General features: G+C 26.6%; 26 protein-coding genes. 11 read left to right on the top strand and 15 right to left on the bottom strand.

The features are described from left to right. The 9 genes from QZ288_RS00130 to QZ288_RS00090 all read left to right on the top strand — a co-directional run bounded on the left by QZ288_RS00130 (position 1) and on the right by QZ288_RS00090 (position 10732). Positions 1 to 1230: an HD-GYP domain-containing protein gene (locus QZ288_RS00130; RefSeq protein ID WP_295153680.1), complete on the top strand. Its 1230-nt coding sequence runs from the start codon at positions 1 to 3 to the stop codon at positions 1228 to 1230. Between the two features lie 8 nt (positions 1231 to 1238). Beyond that, a complete protein-coding gene (locus tag QZ288_RS00125; protein ID WP_295153678.1) occupies positions 1239 to 1604 on the top strand; it encodes a YraN family protein in 366 nt (121 codons plus the stop codon). A gap of 13 nt (positions 1605 to 1617) precedes the next feature. After that, a complete protein-coding gene (locus QZ288_RS00120; RefSeq protein WP_295153676.1) occupies positions 1618 to 1746 on the top strand; it encodes a hypothetical protein in 129 nt (42 codons plus the stop codon). A 29-nt stretch (positions 1747 to 1775) separates the two neighbouring features. Then, the gene (locus tag QZ288_RS00115) at positions 1776 to 2738 is read left to right on the top strand and encodes a KpsF/GutQ family sugar-phosphate isomerase (protein WP_295153674.1); all 963 of its coding nucleotides are present in this window, start codon (positions 1776 to 1778) and stop codon (positions 2736 to 2738) included. A 309-nt stretch (positions 2739 to 3047) separates the two neighbouring features. Further along, the gene (locus QZ288_RS00110) at positions 3048 to 5417 is read left to right on the top strand and encodes a hypothetical protein (protein ID WP_295153672.1); all 2370 of its coding nucleotides are present in this window, start codon (positions 3048 to 3050) and stop codon (positions 5415 to 5417) included. Between the two features lie 210 nt (positions 5418 to 5627). After that, the gene (locus tag QZ288_RS00105; protein WP_295153670.1) at positions 5628 to 7787 is read left to right on the top strand and encodes a hypothetical protein; all 2160 of its coding nucleotides are present in this window, start codon (positions 5628 to 5630) and stop codon (positions 7785 to 7787) included. A 92-nt stretch (positions 7788 to 7879) separates the two neighbouring features. Beyond that, a complete protein-coding gene (fsa, locus tag QZ288_RS00100; RefSeq protein WP_295153668.1) occupies positions 7880 to 8533 on the top strand; it encodes a fructose-6-phosphate aldolase in 654 nt (217 codons plus the stop codon). 280 nt (positions 8534 to 8813) lie between these two features. Next, a complete protein-coding gene (locus tag QZ288_RS00095) occupies positions 8814 to 10115 on the top strand; it encodes an MATE family efflux transporter (protein WP_295153666.1) in 1302 nt (433 codons plus the stop codon). Positions 10116 to 10192: 77 nt separating this feature from the next. Next, positions 10193 to 10732: a hypothetical protein gene (locus QZ288_RS00090; protein ID WP_295153664.1), complete on the top strand. Its 540-nt coding sequence runs from the start codon at positions 10193 to 10195 to the stop codon at positions 10730 to 10732. 92 nt (positions 10733 to 10824) lie between these two features. Here QZ288_RS00090 and QZ288_RS00085 read toward each other — a convergent pair whose 3' ends face one another. From QZ288_RS00085 to QZ288_RS00020, 14 genes are all read right to left on the bottom strand, one after another. Then, on the bottom strand, positions 10825 to 11379 hold the full coding sequence (locus QZ288_RS00085; RefSeq protein WP_295153662.1) for a 2-oxoacid:acceptor oxidoreductase family protein: 555 nt from the start codon (positions 11377 to 11379) through the stop codon (positions 10825 to 10827). Positions 11380 to 11397: 18 nt separating this feature from the next. Further along, a complete protein-coding gene (locus QZ288_RS00080) occupies positions 11398 to 12132 on the bottom strand; it encodes a thiamine pyrophosphate-dependent enzyme (RefSeq protein WP_295153661.1) in 735 nt (244 codons plus the stop codon). Then, a complete protein-coding gene (locus QZ288_RS00075; protein ID WP_295153659.1) occupies positions 12129 to 13187 on the bottom strand; it encodes a 3-methyl-2-oxobutanoate dehydrogenase subunit VorB in 1059 nt (352 codons plus the stop codon). Before QZ288_RS00075 ends, QZ288_RS00080 begins: the two co-directional genes overlap by 4 nt. Further along, entirely contained in the window at positions 13187 to 13420 is a 234-nt protein-coding gene (locus QZ288_RS00070; RefSeq protein WP_295153657.1) for a 4Fe-4S dicluster domain-containing protein, read from the bottom strand. Before QZ288_RS00070 ends, QZ288_RS00075 begins: the two co-directional genes overlap by 1 nt. Before the next feature lie 312 nt (positions 13421 to 13732). Next, a complete protein-coding gene (locus tag QZ288_RS00065; RefSeq protein ID WP_295153655.1) occupies positions 13733 to 14278 on the bottom strand; it encodes a hypothetical protein in 546 nt (181 codons plus the stop codon). After that, the gene (locus QZ288_RS00060; protein WP_295153653.1) at positions 14279 to 14554 is read right to left on the bottom strand and encodes a hypothetical protein; all 276 of its coding nucleotides are present in this window, start codon (positions 14552 to 14554) and stop codon (positions 14279 to 14281) included. Between the two features lie 12 nt (positions 14555 to 14566). Then, complete coding sequence (locus QZ288_RS00055) at positions 14567 to 15139, bottom strand: FMN-binding protein (protein WP_295153651.1); 573 nt, start codon at positions 15137 to 15139, stop codon at positions 14567 to 14569. A gap of 2 nt (positions 15140 to 15141) precedes the next feature. After that, positions 15142 to 16239 carry an RnfABCDGE type electron transport complex subunit D gene (locus tag QZ288_RS00050; protein ID WP_295153649.1) on the bottom strand — a complete coding sequence of 366 codons (1098 nt, stop codon included), beginning with the start codon at positions 16237 to 16239 and terminating at the stop codon, positions 15142 to 15144. 14 nt (positions 16240 to 16253) lie between these two features. Next, positions 16254 to 17561 carry an electron transport complex subunit RsxC gene (gene rsxC, locus QZ288_RS00045; RefSeq protein ID WP_295153647.1) on the bottom strand — a complete coding sequence of 436 codons (1308 nt, stop codon included), beginning with the start codon at positions 17559 to 17561 and terminating at the stop codon, positions 16254 to 16256. 55 nt (positions 17562 to 17616) lie between these two features. Then, positions 17617 to 18471 (bottom strand): 3-oxoacyl-[acyl-carrier-protein] synthase III C-terminal domain-containing protein, encoded by an 855-nt coding sequence (locus QZ288_RS00040; protein ID WP_295153645.1) that lies wholly within the window; start codon positions 18469 to 18471, stop codon positions 17617 to 17619. A gap of 73 nt (positions 18472 to 18544) precedes the next feature. Beyond that, positions 18545 to 19564 (bottom strand): phosphate acyltransferase PlsX, encoded by a 1020-nt coding sequence (gene plsX / locus QZ288_RS00035; protein WP_295153643.1) that lies wholly within the window; start codon positions 19562 to 19564, stop codon positions 18545 to 18547. A gap of 21 nt (positions 19565 to 19585) precedes the next feature. Next, a complete protein-coding gene (rpmF, locus tag QZ288_RS00030; protein ID WP_295153641.1) occupies positions 19586 to 19780 on the bottom strand; it encodes a 50S ribosomal protein L32 in 195 nt (64 codons plus the stop codon). A 349-nt stretch (positions 19781 to 20129) separates the two neighbouring features. Next, positions 20130 to 20777: a tRNA (guanosine(46)-N7)-methyltransferase TrmB gene (gene trmB / locus QZ288_RS00025; protein ID WP_295153639.1), complete on the bottom strand. Its 648-nt coding sequence runs from the start codon at positions 20775 to 20777 to the stop codon at positions 20130 to 20132. 255 nt (positions 20778 to 21032) lie between these two features. Next, positions 21033 to 22181, bottom strand: a complete 1149-nt coding sequence (locus QZ288_RS00020; RefSeq protein ID WP_295153923.1) for a hypothetical protein — start codon at positions 22179 to 22181, stop codon at positions 21033 to 21035. Between the two features lie 143 nt (positions 22182 to 22324). Here QZ288_RS00020 and QZ288_RS00015 point away from each other — a divergent pair, with 143 nt between their 5' ends. Both QZ288_RS00015 and QZ288_RS00010 read left to right on the top strand, forming a co-directional pair. After that, complete coding sequence (locus tag QZ288_RS00015) at positions 22325 to 23320, top strand: hypothetical protein (protein ID WP_295153637.1); 996 nt, start codon at positions 22325 to 22327, stop codon at positions 23318 to 23320. Positions 23321 to 23380: 60 nt separating this feature from the next. Next, positions 23381 to 23710, top strand: a complete 330-nt coding sequence (locus QZ288_RS00010; protein ID WP_295153635.1) for a cell division protein ZapA — start codon at positions 23381 to 23383, stop codon at positions 23708 to 23710. A 132-nt stretch (positions 23711 to 23842) separates the two neighbouring features. Here the strand turns inward: QZ288_RS00010 and QZ288_RS00005 are convergent, their stop codons facing one another. Then, a complete protein-coding gene (locus QZ288_RS00005) occupies positions 23843 to 25522 on the bottom strand; it encodes a restriction endonuclease (RefSeq protein WP_295153633.1) in 1680 nt (559 codons plus the stop codon). Positions 25523 to 25943: the final 421 nt, after the last annotated feature.

Raw genomic sequence — 25943 nt, 5'->3', positions numbered from 1 at the left:
ATGGCAAATTTAAGTAAAATAAATATTAAAGATATAAAAGCTAAGGCAGAGAAAAAAGATATATATTTGTATAATGACTTTTTAGCATCTACAGGATATGTTGATATTAAGCCTAGTGATATGGAAAGATTTCAGAAATGGGATTTGAATGAAGTATTTATAGAAGATAATGCATCTTTGGATATTGAAGTTTCTGCTGATTTTGATAAGTTTTTAAGAGAATATAAAGTATTTAAGAAAATATATTTAAATATTATCAAAAAAACTAAAAATAATTTAGGCGGATACAGACATAATAATTTAGTTAATATTAATGAACTGAATGAGATTATAGATGAAATTTTGGACATAGTAAATAGAAATTTAAGCAGCGTGCTTCAGATTTTAAATTTAGGTAATCTGCCTAAAGTTGATGAATATTATATCAGGTCTTTGAATGTTTCTTTGATATCTATGATTATTGGGCGTGCAATGAAATTTTCAGAAAATAGGGTAAAAAAATTAGGTTTAGGAGCTATGCTTTATGATATAGGCTTGGTAAAAGTTCCAGACCATATTTTAGATAAAGTAGGAACATTCACAGCTAATGAATATGCCGAGATAAAAAAACATACTGTTTACGGCTATAAAATTATGAAAGGAAGTTTTAGGTTTGAAGAAGATTTAGCTATGATATCTCTTATGCATCATGAATATTTTAATGGAAAAGGTTATCCTAGAGGACTTTCTGGAAATCAGATAAATTTATATTCAAAGATAGTAAGCGTAGCACATGCTGTAGAAAAAATGATGAAGCCTATGAGAATATCAGCAACTAAATCAAAATCTAATAATAAATCTGCTTTCAGTATGCTGGTTGAAAAAAGTGACAGTATGAAGAAAAAAGATGTATATTTATATGATGCTGTTAAAGAAATTATGAATGGTTCTAATACTAAATATGATCCTACTATATCAAAAATTTTTGTGAGTATATTCACTATATATACTATAGGAAGCATAGTATTATTAAATGATAAGAGAAAAGGGCTTGTTTTTGCAGTTAATCCTAACTTGCCTATAAGACCTGTAATAAAAATAGTTTCTAATGAAAATGGAGAGTTTATTAAAGACGGAGAAACAATTAATTTATTAGAAACTAATCAGTTTTTTATAACAGGCATAGTTAAAGATAATAATTTTTTACAGGAGGTACAAGCGAATTTATTAGATACAGAAGAAGAAAAATAATATAAAAAATGACTGACAAAAAAATTATAGGCAATCTAGGAGAGGATATTGCCTTAAAATATCTCGAAAATCTTGGATATACTTTGATAGAGAGGAATTTCAAAGGAAAGAAAACAAGAGGAGAGATAGACTTAGTAATGACAAAAGGAGTTGTTATTGTGTTTATAGAAGTTAAATATCGAAGACAGGGAAGTTTTGGATATGCAGCTTACTCAATATCAGAACATAAAAAGAAAAAATTATATGAGACAGCTGAAGAATACTTAATTGAAAAAGGATTAAGTTTTAATCAAAAATGTTCCTTTGGGGCAGTTCTAATAGACGATACCCATTATAACCGTAATATATCTTTTATTGAAGATATTTTTATTTAGCAGGGGTATCGATATGAAAACAGCAGTAAAAATTAACCCTGAAAAAATAGATCTATATAAGAAAAAATTAAAAGATGGAAAGTATATAGATAAAGCTATAGAAAGATTGGCAGGACATTTAATAAGTGCGGTAATAGACTGATAATTTCAGCCGAATTTAACGGATTTTTTATGGATATAATTAAACGAGGAAAAACCACTCTTTTGCTGGAAAGCGATAATCTAAAAATTTTATCGGATAAATTAGATATAAATTTTGAAAATGCCGTAAAAGAGTTATTTAAAATCAAAGGCAGAGTAATAACATCAGGAGTAGGAAAAAGCGGGCATATAGCAAGAAAGGCGGCAGCTACTTTTGCTTCTACAGGTACTCCCAGCTTCTTTGTTGACCCTAATGAATGTATGCATGGCGATTTTGGTATGATTACTAAAGATGATTATTGTCTGCTTTATTCTAAAGGCGGAGAATCCCGTGAGATTATAGAGCTTGTTAATTGGCTATGCAGACAGAATGTGCCTTATATAGCAATTACAAATGAAATAAATTCAACTCTTTCTAAAAATGCTGAAATAACATTACTTACTTATGTTAAAGAGGAAGCATGTCCTTTAAAATTAGCACCTACTGTAAGTACTACAGCATCATTAGCTTTATCTGATGCTTTGGCTACAGCTATAATGGAATTAAGAGGCTTCAAGTCTGAAGATTTTGCTATATTTCACCCAGGAGGAAGTTTGGGAAGACAATTAGCAAAAGTAAAATCTATTATGCATACGGAAAATCTGCCTATTATCAATATTAATGCAACATTGAATGAAGCATTATTCAAAATAATAGAATGCAAACTTGGAATAGCTATTGCTGTAGATGATTCTAATAAATTAAAAGGCATTATAGTAGACGGGGATTTAAAAAGACTGCTTGTAAACAATGATAATATAAAAGATATATTGTCTAAAGAAGTTAAAGATATAATGAATACTTCTCCTAAAGTAATTTATGAAGATACTTTAATCGGAGAAGCACTTCATATAATGGAAGGAAAAATTACTAATTTAGTAGTAATTAATAATGATAACAATCCTATCGGCATAGTTCATATACATGATATTTTAAAGATAAAGGCTTTCTAATTTTTTAGAAAATAAGCATTATTGATTATAGTAAATAATGCCTTAATAAAAAAAATATAATAAAAAATTAATAAACAATCTAATAAAAAACAATGTACTTAAATTATTTATTTTTTATTTTTAATTATAATATTTTTTATTTAACTTAAATTAATAAATTTTGTTATAATAATCAAATTAAAATATCAATACAAATAAATATTTTTAATAAAATCAAAATTAAAATTACATTAAGAATAAAGTAAAAATAATAAAAAAATAAATTAAAAATATAATAAAGAAATAAAGTAAAAATATAATAAAGAAATAATGAAAAAAAATAAAAAAATATTCTTATTATCATATACAGCATTTATATCTGCAGTAATTTTATTTATTGTTATTTTTTCTATTCTTGGGAATATTGAAAGAGCCGGCTATTTATCAAATTTTAATCATATATTAGAAAATAAATATTATTTTACATTAAAGTTTAAGAGCAGTATTTTTAAAAATAATAAAATATATAAAGTTTATCCTAATACAAATGAAATGCCTAATAATGTTATAAATATAAAATGGAGCGGAAGCTATTATGGTAATTTAGTTCTTGATAATTCTAATATTCAATTAAAAGAAAATGAAAGAATAGAAAATATTAAATATAAATTGAAATTAAAAAAAGATGTATTTTTATTTTTGATTTTTATTATAATTATTTTTCCTCTATTTTATTTTTATATAATACCTAATATATATTATCATTATAAATCTTATATATTTTTATTTATACTAAATTCTTTTTTATATTTAATGACATTAAAGTTTATAATGCCTTCATTTTCTATGATAAAGCTTAATTTTAATATATATGATTTTTTATATTCGTATATATTCATAATGACTGCATATAATCTGCTTGCATACTATCCTTTAAATATAGATAATATAAAAAATATAAGAATAATACTTACATCTTTATTTTGTATAATATCTATATTTTCATTTTTTGTGATAGAATCAATTAGCCTTACGGTTCTTAATATGGTGATATTATTTTCTGATATGCCTAATCTCTATGCATCGCTTATAACGGTTCTTCCTATACATTTAAAAATTATTACTATCATAGCGAGCATATTATATTTTTCTTCTGTATTAATCTTTGTATTATTATTTATTTTTAATATATACAAAATATTTATAGAAAGAAGTAAAATATTATCTTTAGTTATGACTGCTTTTATAGTATTTACTTTATTTTATTTATTTTTTAAGCCTAATAATATAGATATATGGAGTATAGATTTTTTAAGAAATGCAAATAAAAAAGGTATAATAAATACTATTAATTACAGAATAAATTATGACAGACTTAATAATATAAAACCAAGCAGAGAGCTTGTATTAGAATCTATTAATTTATTAAAGGAATATGAAGCAAAAAGAGATGTATCAAAACTTTATTTAAAATCTACAAAAAATATTTTTGATGAAATAAAAAAGTTAGAAAATAATATACATTCTGTTTTAATTAATATTTCAAATTATAACAGCAATGAAAAAATAGATTATAATTATATAAAAGAATTAAAAAATAATCATTATAGTATATATACAAATTTGTCAGATGATTTAGAAAAAATAGAAAAATTAAAGAAAGATTTAAAAAGAGATGTTTATTTAATACTTTTAGAATCCTTTTATGATTATTCTCATTTTTCAAATCTCTTTGATAAAGATCCTTTTAGTAAAGAGTATAGAAAATGGGCTTACTTATCAGGAAAAACAGCACCTAATATCAATAACGGAAGTTTTTATGCTAGGCTTTCATCTCTTACAGCTTCAAGTCCTTTATATCCTAAAACACAGTCAAAAAAAATAGAAAATACCCTGCCTGATTTACTTTCTAAAAACGAATATAATACTATAGCTTTGGAAGAGGCACTTAATACTTATAATTTAAAAACCTTTTATCCTTCAATAGGATTCAAATCTCAAATATTCGGTTTAGGAACTACAAATATCAATACATATTTAAGTACGAATATTAATAATTTAGAAACTCCTATATTTGTTTTAGGCTTTACAATTTTAGGGCATACGGATTCTCATTTATCCAATGATTTGAATTTTGCTGAAAATAATAAAAAGTTTTTAGATAATTTTAAAGGAAATGATAAGCTTCATATAATAGAGACTATTGATAATTCTGCAATGACGGCATTAAACATTATAGATATAAGAGATACAATTTTAAAACATTCATCAAATGCGATTATCATATTTAAGCATGATCATCTTTATCCTTATTTAAAAGCAATAATAGAACGCTCAAGTTTAGATGAAAAAATAAAAACAAATTTTCTTAATGATTATAAGCCTTCTCCGATACTTATTTGGGACGGAACTAACGGAGCATACAAAGTGTCTGAAAATTTCACTCCTGAAAATATACCATTATTTATAGCTGTTAATTTGAATATTGATTACACAAACAGCATAATATCTCTTTTATATAAAGAAGAAATTGATGATATAATAAGCACTTATAATAGATTTTATTATACAGCAAATGATTCTCAGGCAGATAAAAGCATAGCATCAAACCTATCAATATTTAAATATGAAAATGCTCAAAGAATATTATCGCAGGATATTTTTCAAGGCAGGAAGTATTATTATGATTTAATTAAATAGCTGTTTAGTATTGACTATATATTTATTTATGCTATAATATTTCGTAAGTATTTAGGTTTTTTAATATGACTCACAACACAACACAACACAACACAACACAACACAACACAACAATCAAAAAATTATAATACCCCCTATATTTTTTATAGGCATACTCCTCTTTTGCAAAATTCTGCATTTGCAATATTTATGCTCAGAGGTATATAGTATATGGGTATAAAGAGTAAGTTTCATAATATATTTCAAAAAAATAAAAAATTTATTATTATATATACAGCTGTCATATTAATTATTATAATATCATTATTATCTCTTTCTATATTAGGAAATATTCAAAGAACAGGCTATTTATCAGGATTCAGTAAAATTTCAGATGATTCTTACTCTTGTAAAATTAATTATTACGGCAATAAAGTATTTAGACATAGTGATATTTATGGAGTATACCCTTATTTTATAAATAATGATTATTCATATAAAGCAAATGATAATAAAGGGACTCCTTTCGGAAACTTATTTACACAAAAAGAACTTCAAATTGATGATAAAATAGATATACAATACAAGCTGAGATTAAAAAATAATATAGTATTTTTATCTTTTATATTTTTAATATTACTTCCAATTTTATATTTTTGCATAAAACTAAATATTATAAAATATTATATTTTACTTTTTCTTATAAACTCTTTTGCTTATTATATAATACCTATAATACTTAAACAATTTTCTATATCTTTAATTAGATGGCATTATGCTGATATCATTTTATCATATATATTTTTAATTACAGCATTTAATCTTCTTAATAAAAAACTTTTATATACATTATTATTTGAAATTATTAATATATTTTCATTTTTTATAATTGAGCCTCTAGCACTTACATTTCAAAATAAAATACTTTTGTTTAGAGATATTCCTTATTTATATCCTGCCCTTATAATATCATTGCCTTTAAAAATGAAAATTATAACTGTAACAGCAACTATAATATATTTTTCAATTATTATATTATTAATATCATTATTTGTTTATAATTTAATAAAAATGAAAAGAAAAAAAGCTGTTTTTATAACGGTAATTATTTTTATATTTGCGGTATTTTTCAGAAAACAGAACTTAGAAATGTGGCAGACTGATTTTGTATATTTCAGTAATAAAAACGGAATAATAAATACAATAAATTACAGAATAAATTATGACAGATTAACAACTATTAAGCATTCAAAAGAAGATGTATCAAATGCTTTTAAATATTTAAGAAATATAGAAAATGAAAGAAATTATTCTAATTTGCTTACTCAAAACACTATAAATAGTAATAGAGATATATTTTTAATATTTTTGGAATCTTTTTATGATTATTCGCATTTTACAAATTTGTTTGAAAAAGATCCTTTTCCTAAAGAATATAGAGATTGGGCAGATAATTCAGGAAAAATACCTCCGAATTACGGCGGCGGCAGTTTTGATGCAAGGCTTTCAGGACTTACTTCTTCAAGTCCGCTTACTCCCAAAGTACAAAATAAAAAAAATGAATATACTTTGCCTCATATATTATTTGCAGCTGGATATAATACTATAGCTTTGGAGGAGGCTCAAAATACATATAATCTAAAAACTTTTCTGCCTTCTATATATTTTAATGAAATAGTTTTCGAATTAGGAACTAAAAATATGAGTGAATATTTGAGTACTAATATACAAAACTATATACCGCCTATATTTGTATACGGCTTTACTTATTTAGGACATGCAGGGTCTCATGCAGAAAATGATTTTAATATAAAGAAAAATAATGAAAAGTTTTTTTCTCATTTTGAAAATGCAGATAATCTTATAGAAACAATGGATAATTCTGTTATGACTGCCTTTGAAGTGATAAAAACTAAAAATATCATTCTTGAATATTCCCCCAATGCACTTATAATATTTAAGCATGATCATTTGTATCCTTCTCTTAGAAATATAATAGAAAACTCTTCTATAGATAATGATATAAAAATGAGCTTTTTAAATGATAGCAGTCCAAACCCGATACTTATTTGGGACGGAACTAACGGAGCATATAAAGCCCCTAATAATTTTGTTCCTGAAAATATACCTATGTTTATAGCTTTAAATGCCGGTATTACTAATTACAGAAGCAGTGTTATTTCTTTACTATACAAAGAAGAAATTGACGGCATAATAAGTACATATCATAGATTTTACAAAGTTACTAATGATGCTTTATTTTTAGAAAATGATATCAGTAAGGATTCTGAAATATATAAATATGAAAATGCTCAAAGAATATTATCTCAGGATATTTTTCAAGGTAAGAAGTATTATTATGATTTAATAAAAGAGCTTACTAATAATTAACTTTTATTATATATCTTAAATTAAAAATGATATTGATAAAATATTTACTAAGATTTATAATATTAAAGATAATTTTTAAGGAGTTTTATAATATGCGTTTTTTTATAGATACAGCAAATGTTGATGAGATTAGAAAAGCCAATGATATGGGAGTTATTTGCGGTGTAACTACTAATCCTTCTTTAATAGCAAAAGAGGGAAGAGATTTCAAAAAAACTATAGAAGAAATTACATCTATAGTTGACGGACCTATATCGGGTGAAGTGAAGGCTGATACTGTAAAGGCTCAGGATATGATAATTGAAGCTAGAGAAATAGCTAAAATACATAAAAATATGGTAGTAAAAATACCTATGACAGATGAAGGCTTAAAAGCTGTAAAAGTTCTTTCTAAAGAGGGCATTAAAACAAATGTCACTTTAATATTTTCAGCAAATCAGGCACTTCTTGCAGCGAGGGCTGGGGCTTCTTATGTATCTCCCTTTATAGGAAGACTTGATGATATATCTGCAGACGGTATTGAGCTTATTAAAACTATTTCAGAAATATTTGCAGCTCATGCAATAGAAACAGAAATAATATCTGCAAGCGTAAGACATCCTATACATGTTACAGAATGTGCATTGGCAGGTGCCGATATTGCCACTGTGCCTTATAGCGTAATACTTCAAATGATTAAGCATCCATTAACAGAACAGGGAATAGAAAAATTTAAAAAAGATTATGAAGCAGTTTTCGGCAAATAATTTTTTTTATTTTTTATAATCAAATACAAAGGGGGAAATATTTTAATATATTTCTCCTTTTTTATAATTTCAAAATATTTATAAAGTTTTATTAATACTTAAAAAATAAAATAAAAAACTATCTTTGACAAGATTATATATTTATGATATATTAAAAAAATATATATTATTAAAATAATCAAATTTGTCGCCGGATAAATTTTTTTTAAAAATGTTTGTATTCATACCGTAGGCCTTAGAAAGTATGAACGCAAACATTTTTTTATTATGGAGTATTTCTATGAGTTTATTAAAGTTATTTATTAAATATGTATCTTTAAATATACTTGGAATGATAGGCTTATCTTGTTATATACTTGCAGATACATTTTTTGTTGCAAGAGCAATAGGTGCGGACGGACTTACTGCTTTAAATATTGCTATACCTATTTGCAATTTTATTAATGGAACAGGATTAATGCTAAGTATGGGCTCTGCATCTAAATATGCTGTATTAAAAGCACAAAATAAAAATGATGAGGCGAATATTATATTTACTAATTCTTTAATTTATATATTGATAATATCTTCAATTTTTATAATGATAGGAATTTTATTTACATCGGATATTGCTTATATATTCGGAGCAAGAGATAATATTCTTGATATGTCAAGCATATATGTAAAGATAAGTCTTTTATTTTCTCCAATGTATATGTTAAATCATCTTCTTCTTGGATTTGTAAGAAATGATAATCACCCAAAACTTGCTATGACTTCTATGCTTATGGGAAGTTTATTTAATATTATTTTTGATTATATATTTGTATTTCCTTTGAATATGGGCATATTCGGAGCTGCCTTATCTACAGGATTTTCTCCTATTTTAAGCATATTCGTATTATCATTTTTATTTATCAAAAAAAAATATACTTTTTCTATAGTAAAGCCTAGAATTAGTTTCAGTAAATTTTTTGAAGTATCATATCTTGGAATATCTTTTTTAATAACTGAAATATCTTCAGGTTTTGTTATGATAGCTTTTAATATAATCATATTAAATATAGCAGGCAATACTGCAGTTGCTGCTTATGGAATAACTGCAAATATTTCTTTAGTAATTATAGCTATATTTACAGGAATGGGGCAGGGCATACAGCCTATAATTGGTATGAATTATAATAATTTATCTAATATAAATAAAATATATAAATATGCTTTTATTTTATTATTTTGTATTTCGGCTTTAGTTTATATGACAGGCTTTGCATTTGCAAATGAAATAACTTATATTTTTAATAAAGATAATATTGAAGAACTTCAGAAAATATCTGTTAATGGTATTCGTTTATATTTTACAGCCTTTATATTTGCAGGATATAATATTATTACCTGCGTATATTTTTCTGCTATTGATAAAGCTAAGCCTTCATTTATAATATCAATTTTAAGAGGTTTTCTATTGATAATGCCTTCAATATTTATTTTATCATTTTTATTTAAGATGACGGGTGTATGGATTTCTTTTACAGTATCGGAATTTTTAACTAGTATTTTTTCTTTTATATTTTTTATAAATTTTAATAAGCGTAAAAAATATTAAAATTGATTATTTTTTTTCTGATATATAATAACTGCATTAAATAAATGGATAATTTTATTATCAAACATAGGTAATTAATGAAGGAATTGACTAGACTATACAGAAAGATATCAATTGTATTATTCTTTATTTTAGCTTTATTTTTAAAAATACTTTCTATGCTGGGAGAAAAAGAAAGGATAGGATATTTAAAAAGCTTTTATTTAAATGCAGATAAAACTTTAGAAATAAACTCTATAGAGATAGAAGATATAAATAAATATAAAATAGAAGATAATAGTTTAGAAAATTATATACTTACTAATAAATCTATTAATAAATATAGTTATTCCTCAAAACTTGAATTTTATAGTAAAATATTTAGAAGCAGTGCTTTATATGAAGTTTATATAGATACTAATAAAGTGCTGGGAGATAATCATTTTATTAAAGAAATAAATATGGAGTCTCAAGGAAAACCTAGAATAAATTTAGTTTCGAGCAAAATAATAGATTTTGAAAAAATAGATAATATATCTTACAGCTTAAGCATTAAGAAATCATCATCATACATTATGTTTTATATAACTCTATTTATTGCTATTATTATTTATTTATTAATTTTATATTTTCGCTGAATTTAATTTTATGACATCAAGTATATGTATAATTAAAAAAAGCCTGCCATTTGTATAAACAGCAGACATTCATAATTTTTTTATTTTTTAAGTTAAGAAATTATATTTTTTACAGCATCTCTTCCTGCATTTAGTGCTTTTTCATTTGAAGGCAGAAACTCTTTTTTACGCTCTCCGAATACTTTTAAAAATGCTTTCTGAACACTCTCAAAGGATACTATATTATGAAGTGTAAGCAAAGCTCCGAGCATTACCATATTTGCAGATTTTGTATTTCCTATATCCTCTGCAATTTTATTAGCCTCAATATAAGCTGTTTTTATATCATCTCTTGAAGATTTTTTTTCTATCAAAGATGAATTTATAAGGAGTATGCCATTAGAAATAATATCTTTTTCAAATTTAATAAGCGAAGGCAGATTCATAATAACAGCAGCATTAGCATCATGCGAAATAATAGGAGAGCCTATAAGTTCATCGCTTATAATAACAGAACAGTTTGCAGTACCTCCTCTCATTTCAGGACCATAAGAAGGACACCAAGTAACATGCTTATCTTCAATCATACCTGCATAAGCTATCATCTGCCCCATAGACATAATACCCTGTCCGCCGAATCCTGCAAAAATTATTCTCTCTGTACTCATATAATAACTCCTTAAATATTAACCGTCATTTCTAAAATTGCCAAGAGGATAATGAGGAATCATATATTCTCTTATCCATTTATGCGATTCTGTAGGCGATATTCCCCAATTAGTAGTACAGCTTGTAAGCATTTCTACTATAGAAAATCCTTTTCCTGCAATTTGATTTTCAAACGCTTTTTTAGCAGCCATTTTTGCCTTTCTAATATTGGCAGGGCTGTCTAATGAAACCCTTTCAACAAAAGAAGCCCCCTCTATAGTAGCAAGCATTTCGCATACTCTTATAGGCTTTCCTGCTTTATGAAAATCTCTTCCAGCCTGAGTTGTAGTTGTTCTCTGTCCTTCTAATGTAGTAGGAGCCATCTGCCCGCCTGTCATTCCGTAAATGGCATTATTCAAAAATATTACAGTAATGTTTTCGCCTCTTGCAGCAGCATGTATTATTTCAGCTGTACCTATAGCAGCTAAATCTCCGTCACCTTGAAGAGTAAAAACTATACTGTCTGAAATAGCTCTTTTTATTCCTGTAGCAACTGCAGGTGCTCTTCCATGTGCTGCCTGCTGCATATCGCAGGAAAAATATTTAAAAGCAAGTACAGAACAGCCCACTGAAGCTATTCCCACAGCCCTTTCTAATACCCCAAGTTCTTCTAAACATTCAGCTATTATCCTTTGAGAAGTTCCATGCATGCATCCTGGACAATAATGTGTTCTTTCATCGCTTAATCCCTTAGATTTTTCAAATACTATCATATCAAACCTCCTGCAAAACTTCTTACATTATCTATTATTTCATTAGAAGTGGGTACTAATCCTCCTGCTTTTCCATAAAATTTAACAGGCACTTTGCATTCTACTGCAAGTTTTACATCATCAACCATCTGCCCCATACTCATTTCAACACTAACATACATCTTGCAATTAGGATTATCAAATGCCTTCACAGGAAAAGGCCATAAAGTTTGAGGGCGAATCATACCTGCCTTTTTGCCTTCTTCTCTTAATTTATCAACAACGCCCCTTACAACTCTTGACATAGTGCCGTAAGAAACAAATATTAATTCAGCATCATCAGTATAATATTTTTCAGCTCTTGCCTCTTTTTCTTTTATTTCATCATATTTTTTCTGCAAATGTATATTATGCTCATACAATAATTCAGGCTCTAAATAAATAGAATTAATTATATTATTTTTTTCTCTTCTGCCTCTTTTTCCGCATGCAGCCCAAGTCTTTTCTTTAATTTCATATTTGGGTTTATATACTATATCAACAGGCTCCATCATCTGCCCAATATATCCGTCAGCAGCAACATAAACAGGAGTTCTGTAATAATCAGCAATATCGAAAGCCTCCATTATCATATCAGCTGCTTCCTGCAAGTCAGCAGGTGCTAAAACAGGACAATTATAGTCTCCGTCGCCTCCTCCCTTAGTCATCATATTATAATCACTTTGAGCAGGCTGTATGCTACCAAGTCCCGGACCTCCTCTCATAACATTAAGTATAACAGCAGGAACTTCTGATCCTGCAAGATATGATATTCCTTCCTGTTTTAAAGCTATTCCGGGAGAAGATGAAGAAGTCATAGCCCTAACTCCTGCACCTCCTGCACCATAAACCATATTAATAGCAGCTACCTCGCTTTCAGCCTGTACAAATGCTCCGCCTGATTCATACATAGCTTTAGACATAAATTCAGGTATTTCATTTTGAGGTGTTATAGGATACCCAAAAAAGCATTTACATCCTGCTGCAATAGCTGCAGTAGCCATAGCTTCATTTCCTTTCATCAATGTTCTAGCCATTATTTCGCTTCCTCCTTATCAAGTCTTTCTACCGTTATGCATAAGTCAGGACACATCATAGCACAATTAGCACAGCCTATGCATTTCTCCATATCGCTAACAGCTGCAGGATAATATCCCCAAGAATTCATATTTTCTTTATCTAAATACAATATTTTAGTAGGACAAATAGATATGCAGTTGGAACATCCCTTACATTGTTCTCTATCAATATCAATTCTGCCTTTAGCCATATTTACTCCTTAATTATTGATATTAAACTTTATTACAATAGTAATATACATAAAAATAATACTTTGTCAAGAAATTATTAATAATGAAGTGAAAATAAATATAAGTTAATAAATAATATTTATAATATACGGCAATAACTGATTAAATAAAAAATATCATATATATAATAATATTTATATATATTTTTTTAGCACTTATAAATAGATAATAAAAATTAAGTATATAAAGATTAAAAAATAAAAATGGTTTTGTATTATTAATAAAATAAAAAAGGCTTATAAAATAATTAATATTTTATAAGCCTTATAATTTTATTTTGGTAAAGAGTAAAAATCATCTATTATATGGTTACAGCTATTATGATTATAATTTTTAGCATTATCTTCATAGAATCTATTTTTTTCTATGATAGTTAATATACCAAATATAGATGAATACGGATGAGATGTAAAATCTTGAGCATTTTTATCTAAAAGTTCTGATATAAATAAATGCCCTAATTCATGTGCTATTATAACCCTAATCTGTCTTATATACTCTTTATTGTCTTTAGTATTATCATATTTAGGGTATGATATTTTTGCAAATTTTCCTTTTATATGTTCAATTTGACCAAAATAATTTAATTTCTCATCCATAAATGGTTTTAATAGTATTATAAACAATGGATTTTTTGTTTTTTTTCTGATAAGGATTTCAAATAATCTTATAATATGTGCCAAATATTGACTTTCTACTATATTTTGACATTCTTTCTCAAAATATTTTTTAAATATTTGAATATCATTAAGATTGACATTAAATTTTTTAGATATATATTCTAAAATATTGCTATCTATTTTAAAATCCTTATGCATTTAATTCTTTTTCTCCATACTATCATATATTTTTAAAATAGCCCTAATATCTTCATCAAAAAAAGTTTCTAATTTTGCTTTATATTTGTCTTCAGGGCTAATATATTCAGAGGAATAATCAGTATCAGGATTGCCGATAAGACTATTTAAATATTTAGTTTTAATATCAGTATCATCTATATTATTATTATTAAAAACTAACTCTACCTCATTTTTATCTTTACACTTTTTTAGTTCATCAAGAATTTTTGAGTCTAATTCATCTTGATTATACATAAAAACTCCGATTTAATTTTTAAACAAATTAACAGCCTCATCTTTAGCACTATTAACCGCAGTAACAACAGAAGAAGAAGATATAGTAGCACCGCTTATAGCAGCTATTTCAGCCTCCTTAGCTTCTTCAGGTTTTATTCCTTTAACAACAGCTAAAGAAAGAAGAGAGCTTTTGTCTTTAAATTGATTTCTAAAAGCAGTCTCAGTTACTTTGGCGCCAAGTCCCGGAGTTTCAGCCTGTTCAGTAATGACTATATCAGTAATTTTAGTGATATCAGCATCAAAACCAACTAGAACTTTAATTTGTCCGTTGTATCCTCCTGCAGAAGAAAGCATAGCATAACCTACTACAGTACCGTCTGATTTTTTACCGACATAATATGTATAAGCAGAATTTTCAGTTAAAGGTCCTTCAAGCTCATCAGCATTTTCTATAACAGCTTTAACACCATTAATTACAGTTTTTTCATTATTTGCTATAATATCCTTTTCAAAAGAAGAATATATAAATGAAAGCAGAAAACCTGCAAGCAATGCTGTCATTGTCACTGAAATAACAGCAGAATAACCAACTTCTTTTTTCATAATTATTTACCTCCATCTTTTTGTGCATTAGCTTTATTAATAGCAATTAACTCTTTTTTACCAACAGGCATAGGGCGTGTAAGCATAGCAATTAAAGGCATAAACATATTTCCTATAAGTATAGAATACATCATATATTCAGGAGAAGAACCGAATGCTCTTAATATAGCAAGTACAGAACCTATTAAAACAGCATATATCCAAGCACCTAAATGACTTGAAGGGCAGGTAACCATATCAGTAGCCATAAAGAATGCACCAAGTGCGAAACCGCCTGCTAGCACTTGATATATAGGAGATGGTATTTTTCCGGGCATCGCTAAGCAAAGAAGCAGACTTACAAAAGCTAATGATATAAACATTCCAAGAGGAATTCTCCAATCTATAGTTTTAGTAATTAATAAATATATTCCGCCTATTAAAAGCAAAAGGAATGAAGTTTCGCCTATAGCACCTGCTGTACTTCCTAATAACATTTGTAAATAATAATGAGATTCTATTTGTATTTGAGAAGCTAAAGAACCTCCGAAATCAACAGCATTAAATTTTAAGAAAGTTAAAGGTGTTGCTGAAGTCAAGGCACCTGCAGCATCTAAAGCCTGAGTTGCTCCTGAAACAGTTAAATTTAAATCCTTAACTATATTTTCAAATACTCCTAAAAAAGGAACTCTTGCAGGAGGAGTGTAAATAGTCATTTGTGCAGGGAATGCTACCTGTAAAAAAGCTCTTCCAACTAAAGCAGGGTTGAATATATTAGAACCTAATCCTCCGAAAACTTCTTTTGCAAAAACTATAGCAACAACACTTCCTATTACAACCATAGTTACATTAGATGCAGGAGGAAGAGTCATAACCAAAAGTATAGCAGTAACGATTACAGCATAATCCGGAAGCAGAGGTTTTTTTCTCACTTTTTTTACTATTACAGTAGAAAGTATGCAGCTTATAATTGCAGCTAAATATAGTACAATAACTTTAGCACCGAATAATATTACACTATATATAACAGCAGGCATAAGAGCTATAATAACTCTTAACATTATCTTATTGGTAGTATCTCCATCTTTTACATGCGGAGATGATTCTGTATAAAATTTCATTATTATCTCCTTAATTATCTTCTTAATAAGTCTTTACCAAATCTAATCCACTGAACCAAAGGTATTTTTGAAGGACATATATAAGTACAGCAGCCGCATTCAAAACATGTTGCTATATCATAATCATTCAATTTATCTTTGATTTTTGCTTTAGCAGTATGAGCCATTTCAGTAGGAGACAATCTTAGAGGACATGCATTACCGCATCTTCCGCATTTAATACAAGGATATTCTGTTTCTTTAGGTAATTTATCTTTATTCAAGAAAAGCAAAGAGTTAGTACCTTTATTAACGCATTGATCAAGGCTAGGTATGCTTGCACCCATCATAGGACCTCCTGCAATAACAAGCACATTTTCAGCAGTAATACCTCCGCATTCTTCTGCTACATGCGAAATCGGAGTACCTAAAGGAAGCCATATATTTTTATGTTCTTTTATAGCATCGCCCGAAACAGTAACTAGTCTTTCTATAAGAGGCTTATCTTTAGCTACCGCTTCATATATAGCATAAAGAGTTGCAACATTTACAACTATAACGCCGATATCTATAGGAAGTTTGCTTACAGGCACAAATTTTCCAATTACAGCTTCTATAAGAGTTTTTTCTGCACCTTGAGGGTATCTGAGCCTTAAAGGTATAACTTCTACATTATGCTCTTTACCTATTTTAGCCATTTCTTCTATTGCTTTAGGCTTATTATTTTCTATTCCTATGATAGTTCTTTTTATAGAAGGTATAATTTTTCTTAAAATTTCAATACCTTTGAATAAATCCTGAGTATATTCAAGCATAAGTCTGTAATCGCTTGTAATATAAGGCTCGCATTCTACTCCGTTGATTATTAAGGTATCTCCGCCGCCTTTAGCAGCACCATCAACTTTAACATGGGTTGGGAAAGTAGCTCCGCCCATACCAACTATACCTGCTTTCTGAATCTTTTCGGACATTTCTTCTGCAGACATAGACATATAATCTGAACTTTCGAAATAAGACAAATTATTAGCACTGCTGTCAATATTGATAAGCAAAGCATCAGCTCCGCGTCCTAAAGGCGGAGGAGCAATCTCTGCAGATGCTATCGTTCCTGTTACAGATGAATGAACATTACCTGAAACATAACCATTGGCTTCTCCTATAAGTTCGCCTCTCTCTACTTTTTCCCCTTTCTTCTTTAGCATCTTAGCTGGAGCACCTATATGCTGAGACATAGATATTAAAATGCTTTTAGGGGGATTGGATAAAGTTGATGAAGATATATCAGCTGTATCCTTACTGTCATGCGGATGGACTCCACCAAAACGAAATTTAGCTAATTTCATATTATCAATCCTTCACTAATTAAATTATTAAACACTATTAATAATTATAATAGTATTAATTTATAGAAACTACAGCTACGGATTTTGTATAACCGCTTCCATAGCCGCATATAGCTACCTTACTGTTTTTCTTTATAAAACCATCTTCTAAAGCCATAGATAATGCCACTCCAGATGAAGCACTTAAAGATGAATTGGCATTTACCATTTTAGAATATACTATATCTTCATTTACAGATAAAGCATTAACAAAAGCATTATATGAATCTTTTGTAGAATAAGATGGTATATAAAAATTAGGATTTATATTATTGGAAGATAAAATATCTTTAACATATAATCCTGCTTTTTTAGCTTCTTCTTCAAAAATACTGCTGTTTTTTATAGAAATAAAATGTTCTTTATTTAATACACCCTCTTTAGTATAAGGCTTAGCAGTTCCTCCCATAGGAATATAACAATTTTCTAAAGCACTTCCGTCAGTTACAGAGTCAACAAAATCTATTTGAATATCAGATTTTTCATTAGTAATCAGAGCCGCCACGCTTGCATCATCAAATCTATTTTCATCATCGCATATATAAAATGATTCTGTGGCAACTACCAATATATTTTTATATCTATTACTTTCAATAAAAGCATAAGCTAGTCTTAATGCCGATAAAAACCCTGTAAAGTCGCTTTCTATATCAAAAGAAAAGGCATTAGAAGCTTTAATTTTTCCTGATAAAATACAGGCAGTAGAAGGATAAACATAATCTTTAGTAACTGTAGCACAAATGATAGCATCTATATCATTAGGACTAATATCTTTAATAACTTCATTTATTGGAATTAATGCCAAATCTGAGGCTGCCATATTAGTTTTTTTATTTTTATAAACACTCTTACAAGATTTAATATATACCATTACAAAATTCCTCTATAAAATTATATATTTAAAAAATTCTTAATTTATTAAAAAATTCTTCTTATTAAATTTATTAAAAAATTCTTCTCTTAGCTCCTGAATCGTGAAGTTCTTTCGCTATTTTTTCATTTACTTTTGCATCCAAAAATTTATACATATTAAGTACAGCATTTTTTATACCTGTACCGCTGGTTTTTCCATGTCCTACAAAAGCACCGCCATTTAAACCAAGCAGTATAGCAGAACCATAAGAATCAGAACTCATTTTAGATTTTAAACTGCCGAATACAGGCTTCATCATAAGTCCTCCCATAACACTTACAGGATTCTTCTTTATTTCGGATTTCAGCATACTTACAATTAAAGATGCTGTTCCTTCTATAGTCTTTAATACTATATTTCCGTCAAAACCGTCAGCTACAACTACATCAACTACATCGGATTTCAGCATATCATTAGGTTCTATATTGCCTATAAAGTTTATTTTTTTCATTTTTTGAAATCTTTCAAAAAATTTCTTAGTATCAGCATTGCCTTTAGAATCCTCTTCCCCTATATTAAGAAGTCCTACTCTAGGATTATTTATTTTTAAATATCTTTTTGCAAATACTCTTCCCATAACAGCAAACTGAACAATATAATCAGGAGTACAATCTACATTAGCCCCCATATCTAACATACAGAACTCGCCGTTAATTTTTGGAAGCGTAGATACAAGAGGGGGACGCATAACACCTTTTATACGGCCTACCTCTGTGAGAGCTGCCGCCAAAGTAGCACCTGTATTACCAGGAGAAAAGAAGCCTTCTGCTTCTTTATCTTTAACCAAACGAGCAGCCAATAAAACGGAGGCGTTTTTTTTATGTTTTATGCCGTTAGCGGGGCTTTCATTCATATCTATAACTTCATCAGTATGTCTGATATCTATTCTTTTATGATCGCATTTTGCTTTAGATATTGCTTTTGATATTTTTTTTTCATTGCCTACCAAGATTAAATTAATATCTTTATTTTCGGATAATGCATTTAAAACGCCTAATACCAATTCTTCTAAAGGTTTTTCTCCGCTGGCTACATCTATGGCTAAATTCATAATAATTCCTAAATTATTTTATTATCCTGCATTCTGAGTTTTCGGAGCTTTAATAACTCTGTCTTTATAAAAACCGCATTCAGGGCATATTCTATGAGGCATTCTTTCTGAACCGCATTGAGGACATATTGATAATGAACCCAAAAATCTTTTATCATTAGCAGCTTGTCTTGATCTTTTTTTGGCTTTTGATTTTCTATGCTTTGGTACAGCCATTTTCATCTCCTTAAAAAATAATTTATTTAATTATACAATTATCAAAATTTAAGATAACTATAACTAGTATACAATACAATTTTAAATTATCATACTATGAAGTACGAATTTTGTCAAGCGAAATTAACATAATATAAAATCTATTTTCTTATTATATTACTATATTTTAATATTAATGAACTTTTTTATACCAAATTTCATATTATAACAGCATCATTATATTTATTAATTGAAATTAGTTAAAATTTGATGCATTAATAAAAAATATTTTTTATAAAATCAGATTTTTTTAATTTAATAAAATTTATATAATATATTTGCTATTATATGAAATAATAAATATAAACTATTAAATATTTTTGGAATGTGCAAAAAAGTATATATTATGTCCTGCAGCCCTCATCTTTTCTTCATAAAGCGTAACTCCATATCCTTCCAATTGATGAACATATTCACTATTTAAAATATTTTTGAAATTATCTGATTCTTTATACAATATATTCATTATCTCTAATGCATAATTATCATCATCGGTTACAGAATAAAATATACCGTTATCTTTGAGTATAGGATGCATTTTATTTAGAAAATTTTTATTAAAAATTCTTCTATGGGAATGCTTCTTTTTGGGCCAAGGATCTGGGAAATTTAAATATATTTTATCAAAAAAATATTTTCCATTTAAATATTTATCTATAACATTATTAGCTTCGCCGAATATTATAGTAAGATTTTTAATATCTCTTTTATAAGCCTTTGATACAGCTTTTTTAGCAGCCTTATAAGAATATTCAATACCTACAAAATATTTATCTCTATTATTCATAGCAAGCTCAACTATAAACTTACCGTTTCCGCATCCTATTTCTAATTCTATTATATCATAACCTAATAATCTTTTTTGCAATTCATTTTCTATAAATGAATTATCTTCGCTGTTAAAATCATCTAATAAGTATTTACTCAGTATATCTTCATTAAGATTTAAATTTCTCAATTATTATTCTCTCCAAATTATTATGATAATGATATATTACTTAATTTTTATGTCAATATTTTATAATAAATGACTTATAAATATTTATATATTTTATATAATAAAAAATAAAATTTATAATTATGTTTTTTATTATATATATTATAAATTTAAAAATCACTAGGACGGAAAGTGAAAATATTTTTTAAAACTTTATTTATATACCTGTAAAATTTTTTTTTTTAATATTTGTATTATTAAAACATAATAAATTGATTAAAATACAGCCTTCATAGCAATATAATATCTTCCGTCAGTAGAGCCTTGAAAACCAAAGTATATAGGATCAAATTTTAAATAGAGAGAATATTCAAAACAAAATAAATCTTTACTCATATCAAATTTATTTTTATTATCATCATCATAATTTACAGGTATATAAAATAAAGGTCTTACAGCAATATTAATCATTTTCCATTCAAATCCAAGTTCAAATTTCAAATAATGTGCATCATTATCTCTCCAAGTATATTCTCCAAGCATATTAATCCATATTTGATTATTAAGCAAAGGAACTCTTCCCATAGCAGATAATTGTACTAAATGATGAGTTTTATTATTTAAATTTTCTTCATAAAAATTTTTGAATTTATCAGGGGACAGAGAATTTTTATTATTATACTGATATAGAAATTGGGCTTTGAAATAATCTCCGTTAATTTTGAAAGCAGCAGCTAAAGGATTTGAATCTTTTGAATACCCCTGCGAATATGATAATTCATAATAATACCCTATAAATCCTGCTCTGAAACCCATTTCATTATTAATTCTAGGCAAATACCAATGCGGAGCAAAATCTTCAGATTCACTGTCAATAACGGAAGGAAGCAGCATAAATGTAGAACCATTAATATCATTAACAGCCTTCATTCTGAAAGATAATAATATTCTAGTTAAGGCAACAGCCTCTATACCTGCATCATATAATCCTATATCTCCTCTGGCATCATTTTTATTAAACACATCAAATTTAGAAGTCATAGTTACAAAAGGAGTGGCGGAAAATATCCAATCAAAATGAAAGCTCTTTCCAATAGATAAATACATATTAGGCATACTGAAATGTCCGCTTTTCAAATTTACGCCTATTATAGTATTCATATGAATTTCTATAGTTGAAAGCTCATATAATAATCTTGAAGAAAAAGAAGTTTTTAAAGCTGATTCTCTTTTATGGCTTTCATGTATATAGTCAAAAGGCATATAGCTTTTTGTAGGTCTTACAGGCTCAATTCCTATATAGGGCCATACATTTACTATACCTTTTAATAGTTTTTGTTCTTTCTCTGTATATGGAGATTGTCCGTAAACTATTGAACAAATTATTATTAAATTTAATGCTATTAATTTTAATATTTTATTCATATTTAATATTTTATTCATAATAATAAATACTGCTGTTTCGCTTAATTTTTTATATAATTATTTTATTTTAACATATAAATAAAAAATTGACAATTGAATTTATATGTGATATAATTTTAAATAGTTTTTTTTGGAGTTAAAAATTGAAAGAATTTACTATTTTAGAAGAAAAATTAAAAGATTTTTTAGATGAATATCAATCAATTTTATTTGATAATAAGGAATTATTAAAAACAATAGAACAGCTTAAATCAGAAAAAGAAGAATTAATAGATACTTTGACAAAAGCAAGAGACAGCTTTAATATGCTCAAAGATGAAAAAACTATTTTGGAAGCAGATAAAAGAAATGCTACAGATAATTATAATTCCATAAAAGAAGATAAAGATAATTTAATAAAACAGTTAGAAGCTACTAGAATAGAAAGAGATACTCTAAAACATAATTTAGAAAATTTAGAAAAAGATTCATCTTCTTTGCTAGAAGAAAATGATAATTTAAAAAAAGAATTAGACAAAGCAGTGAGAACAATAGATGATTTAAGCAAAGAAAACAATGAACTTCAGGAAAAATTGAGTATTTTAATAAATAGAATAGATAATGTAAGAAAATCTAATTTTGAATCTAATAAAAATCATCATGCATCAGTAGTCAATAATAATACAGAAAATTTTAATAATAATTTTAATAAAGAAAATAATGCTATTGAAAATGATATGAAAGATAGAGAAGAAGAAATTAAAGAAATTAAAAAAGAGGTGAAAGAAATTAAAGAAGAGATATCAGAAATAGAAGAAGAAATTTCTGATATAGCAGAAGAAGAAAAAATAAATGATGAATATGAAGAATATAAAACGGAAATTAATTCAAATGATAATACAGCGGAAATAAAAGACATAAAAAAAACTTCAAATATTAAGGTTACAGAAGATGAAGATCCTTTCAGCAATGCATCTGATTCCAGCTGGGATAATGATATAAAATCTTTAGAGGAAGAATCAAAAGAATTAAATATTGAGGAAACTGAAGAAATTGCTGATAAAGAAGATAATTATGAATTTGATATAAATGAAGATGATCAGTATATGTTCGGAGATGATGAAGAAGAGGAGTTTTTCTTTGATAATAAATCAAAATAGAGAATAAATCAAAATAATTATAAATAGAATAAATCAAAATAATTATAATAGGTAATAATTATGGATAATATTGTAGAGGTAAATATATACGGCAGAATATTGAGTATAAAATCTCAAGATGAAAATACTGAATATTTAAAAGAAATTGCTGAGTTTGTAAATGATAGTATGAATGATATATCTGAACATTATGGTTCTAATTATCCAAGAGATACAATAGCAATACTTGCCTGTCTTAATATAGCAGATCTTTTAAAAAGAGAAATAGCAAGCAATAAAGCAGGTAATGATACTTTATTAGCTTTTAAAGAAAGCATAGCCTTAAGATCTAATGAGCTTATAAAACTTATAGATGAAACAAAAGATTCTGATTCTAAAGAAGCAAAATAATTTTTTTTATTTAATTAAATATTTATAGCTGACAGCCAAATCTATTATAAATTCAAGCTTATTATTTTTATATTTTTTGCTGAAATCAGATTCAGCTTTTATAATTACTGCATTTAATAATTAAATAAATAATTATTTTACAAAGTTATTTTTCAAAAATGAATTAAACTGACTTCTGGAATAAACAGTAATTTTTTCATTATGACTTGCATAGCTTTTAGCACTGTTTGATAATCTTACAGGAAGAATTAATATTCCGTTTTTAGCACCAGATTCATTTACCATAAGCAGAAAATCCCTAATTATAAGTTCTCCAACCTCTTTATTTTTCCATCTTTTTATAGAAATTAAAGTTAATTCTTTTTTGCTTTTTCCATTAGGATATGCTAAATAATTAACATCATCTCCATATTCATAACTTATAACATTATCAGAATATTCCTGCAGTATTGAATATGATAACTTATTTTTTATAATATCCTGACATAGCTTTTTAAAATTACTCTTGCTTAATGAATATATAACATCTATATCATTGATTCTTTTCTGCTTATTATCATCAGATAATTTTTGTTCAGTATTATATTCCTCTAGTAATTTATCAATATTCATTGTATTTTCTACAGCAACTAAAGAATTAATATGATCAAAATTACTAAAATTAGCCTCCCATAAACTAAGCACATTTTCCCATGTAGCTATTAATTCAGTATCTACATATTTATCATATCTTTCATTTGCATATTTTTCATCGTTTAACTTCATAGTATTTCTTAATTTGGTTAATTGATTAAATGCCTTATTAACTTCATTAAGATATTTAAGCACTTTATCCAAAAAGTAAACACTATATTCAAGCATATGATAAGAGTTTAATTTTGAAAAATATCTTATAGAAGAATCTATATCTTTTAAGAAATAAGAATAAAAAGCAAAATCAAATAAAATACCTGCATATTTTTTATCTGTACTGCTGTCTAAATCATATAAATTTATCATTTTTTTGTATGAATCAATAAATCTTTGATTATCAGAAAGCTTATATAATGTGTACATATACATTCTATTAATATGCAGTCTATGTTCATCGCTTATTTTATTATTAGATAATATTTGCTGCATAAATTTAATTGCTATATTAAGCTCATCAACTGAAATATACATATATACTAATAAAATTTCTAAATTACATATTTCTGATTTATCTGCATTTTCATTTGTCATTTTTTTATACAATGTTTCCAAAAATGTTATAGATTTTTTATGATCTTTTATCATAAAGAAAGATAATGCTGCTACTTTTAGCTCTTCTATACCTAAATCTTTTTTTGAGGCTATTATTTTATTAAAATGTTCGCATGCTAATTTATATTTACCTTCTTTTCCTAATATATAGCCTAATTTAATAGAATAGTATGTATTATTAGGCTCAGCTTTTGCAATTAGAAGAGAATATTTAAAACTTTTTTCTTTATCTTCTAACTGCGAATATCCTATTTCTAATTTTTTGTATATTTCTATTTCATTTATGCCGTTATTTTTGAAATATCTATTTTCTATAAGTTTTTCATATTTCTCTAATGCTTTATCTAAACTTCCATATTCTTCTTCCAGAACTGCCAGCTTATATAATGAATCAAAGTCATTTTCATTTTCTGCTATATTCTTTTCCAATTCTGTCATTAATTTTTTTGTATTTTTTTTAGGCTTATTCTTATTTTTTGAGAATATATTTTTTATCATTATAATTGTAGCTATCAATATAGCTGCAAATATTGAAGCTATTATGATGTATAGAGTCATATCATTCATTATTTTATCCTATATTTTTTATATTGTATTAATTATACAAAAAAATAAAAAAGTTTAAATATATTTTTATCATTTTTATTAAATACAAATATAATATAGAATCACTTTTTTGCAATGAGCTTTTTTATATTTTTATAATTACTGCTTTAGGAATTGTTTATGCTTTTGTATTAATTTTTTATATGGTAATTTGCTTAATACTATATTATAACTTTTATATTTTTGTATATTTAATTATTAATGAAGTTGTCAGCTATTATTAAGCGAGTTTATAGCTAGCAACAATAAAACTAGTAATTTTTTAAATGCTAGAAAGCTAAATATAAAAATTATGAGCGTCTGACATTTACAAAATGGCAGAGTTTATTAAAAATAATAATAAAAAAGCGAGCCGAAGCCAGCAAATAAATTTATTTATTTG

This window comes from uncultured Brachyspira sp., assembly GCF_910578695.1.
Classification (GTDB): domain Bacteria; phylum Spirochaetota; class Brachyspiria; order Brachyspirales; family Brachyspiraceae; genus Brachyspira.
The sequence above is the reverse complement of the archived record's forward strand: the minus strand, read 5'-3'. Positions and strand labels throughout refer to the sequence as shown.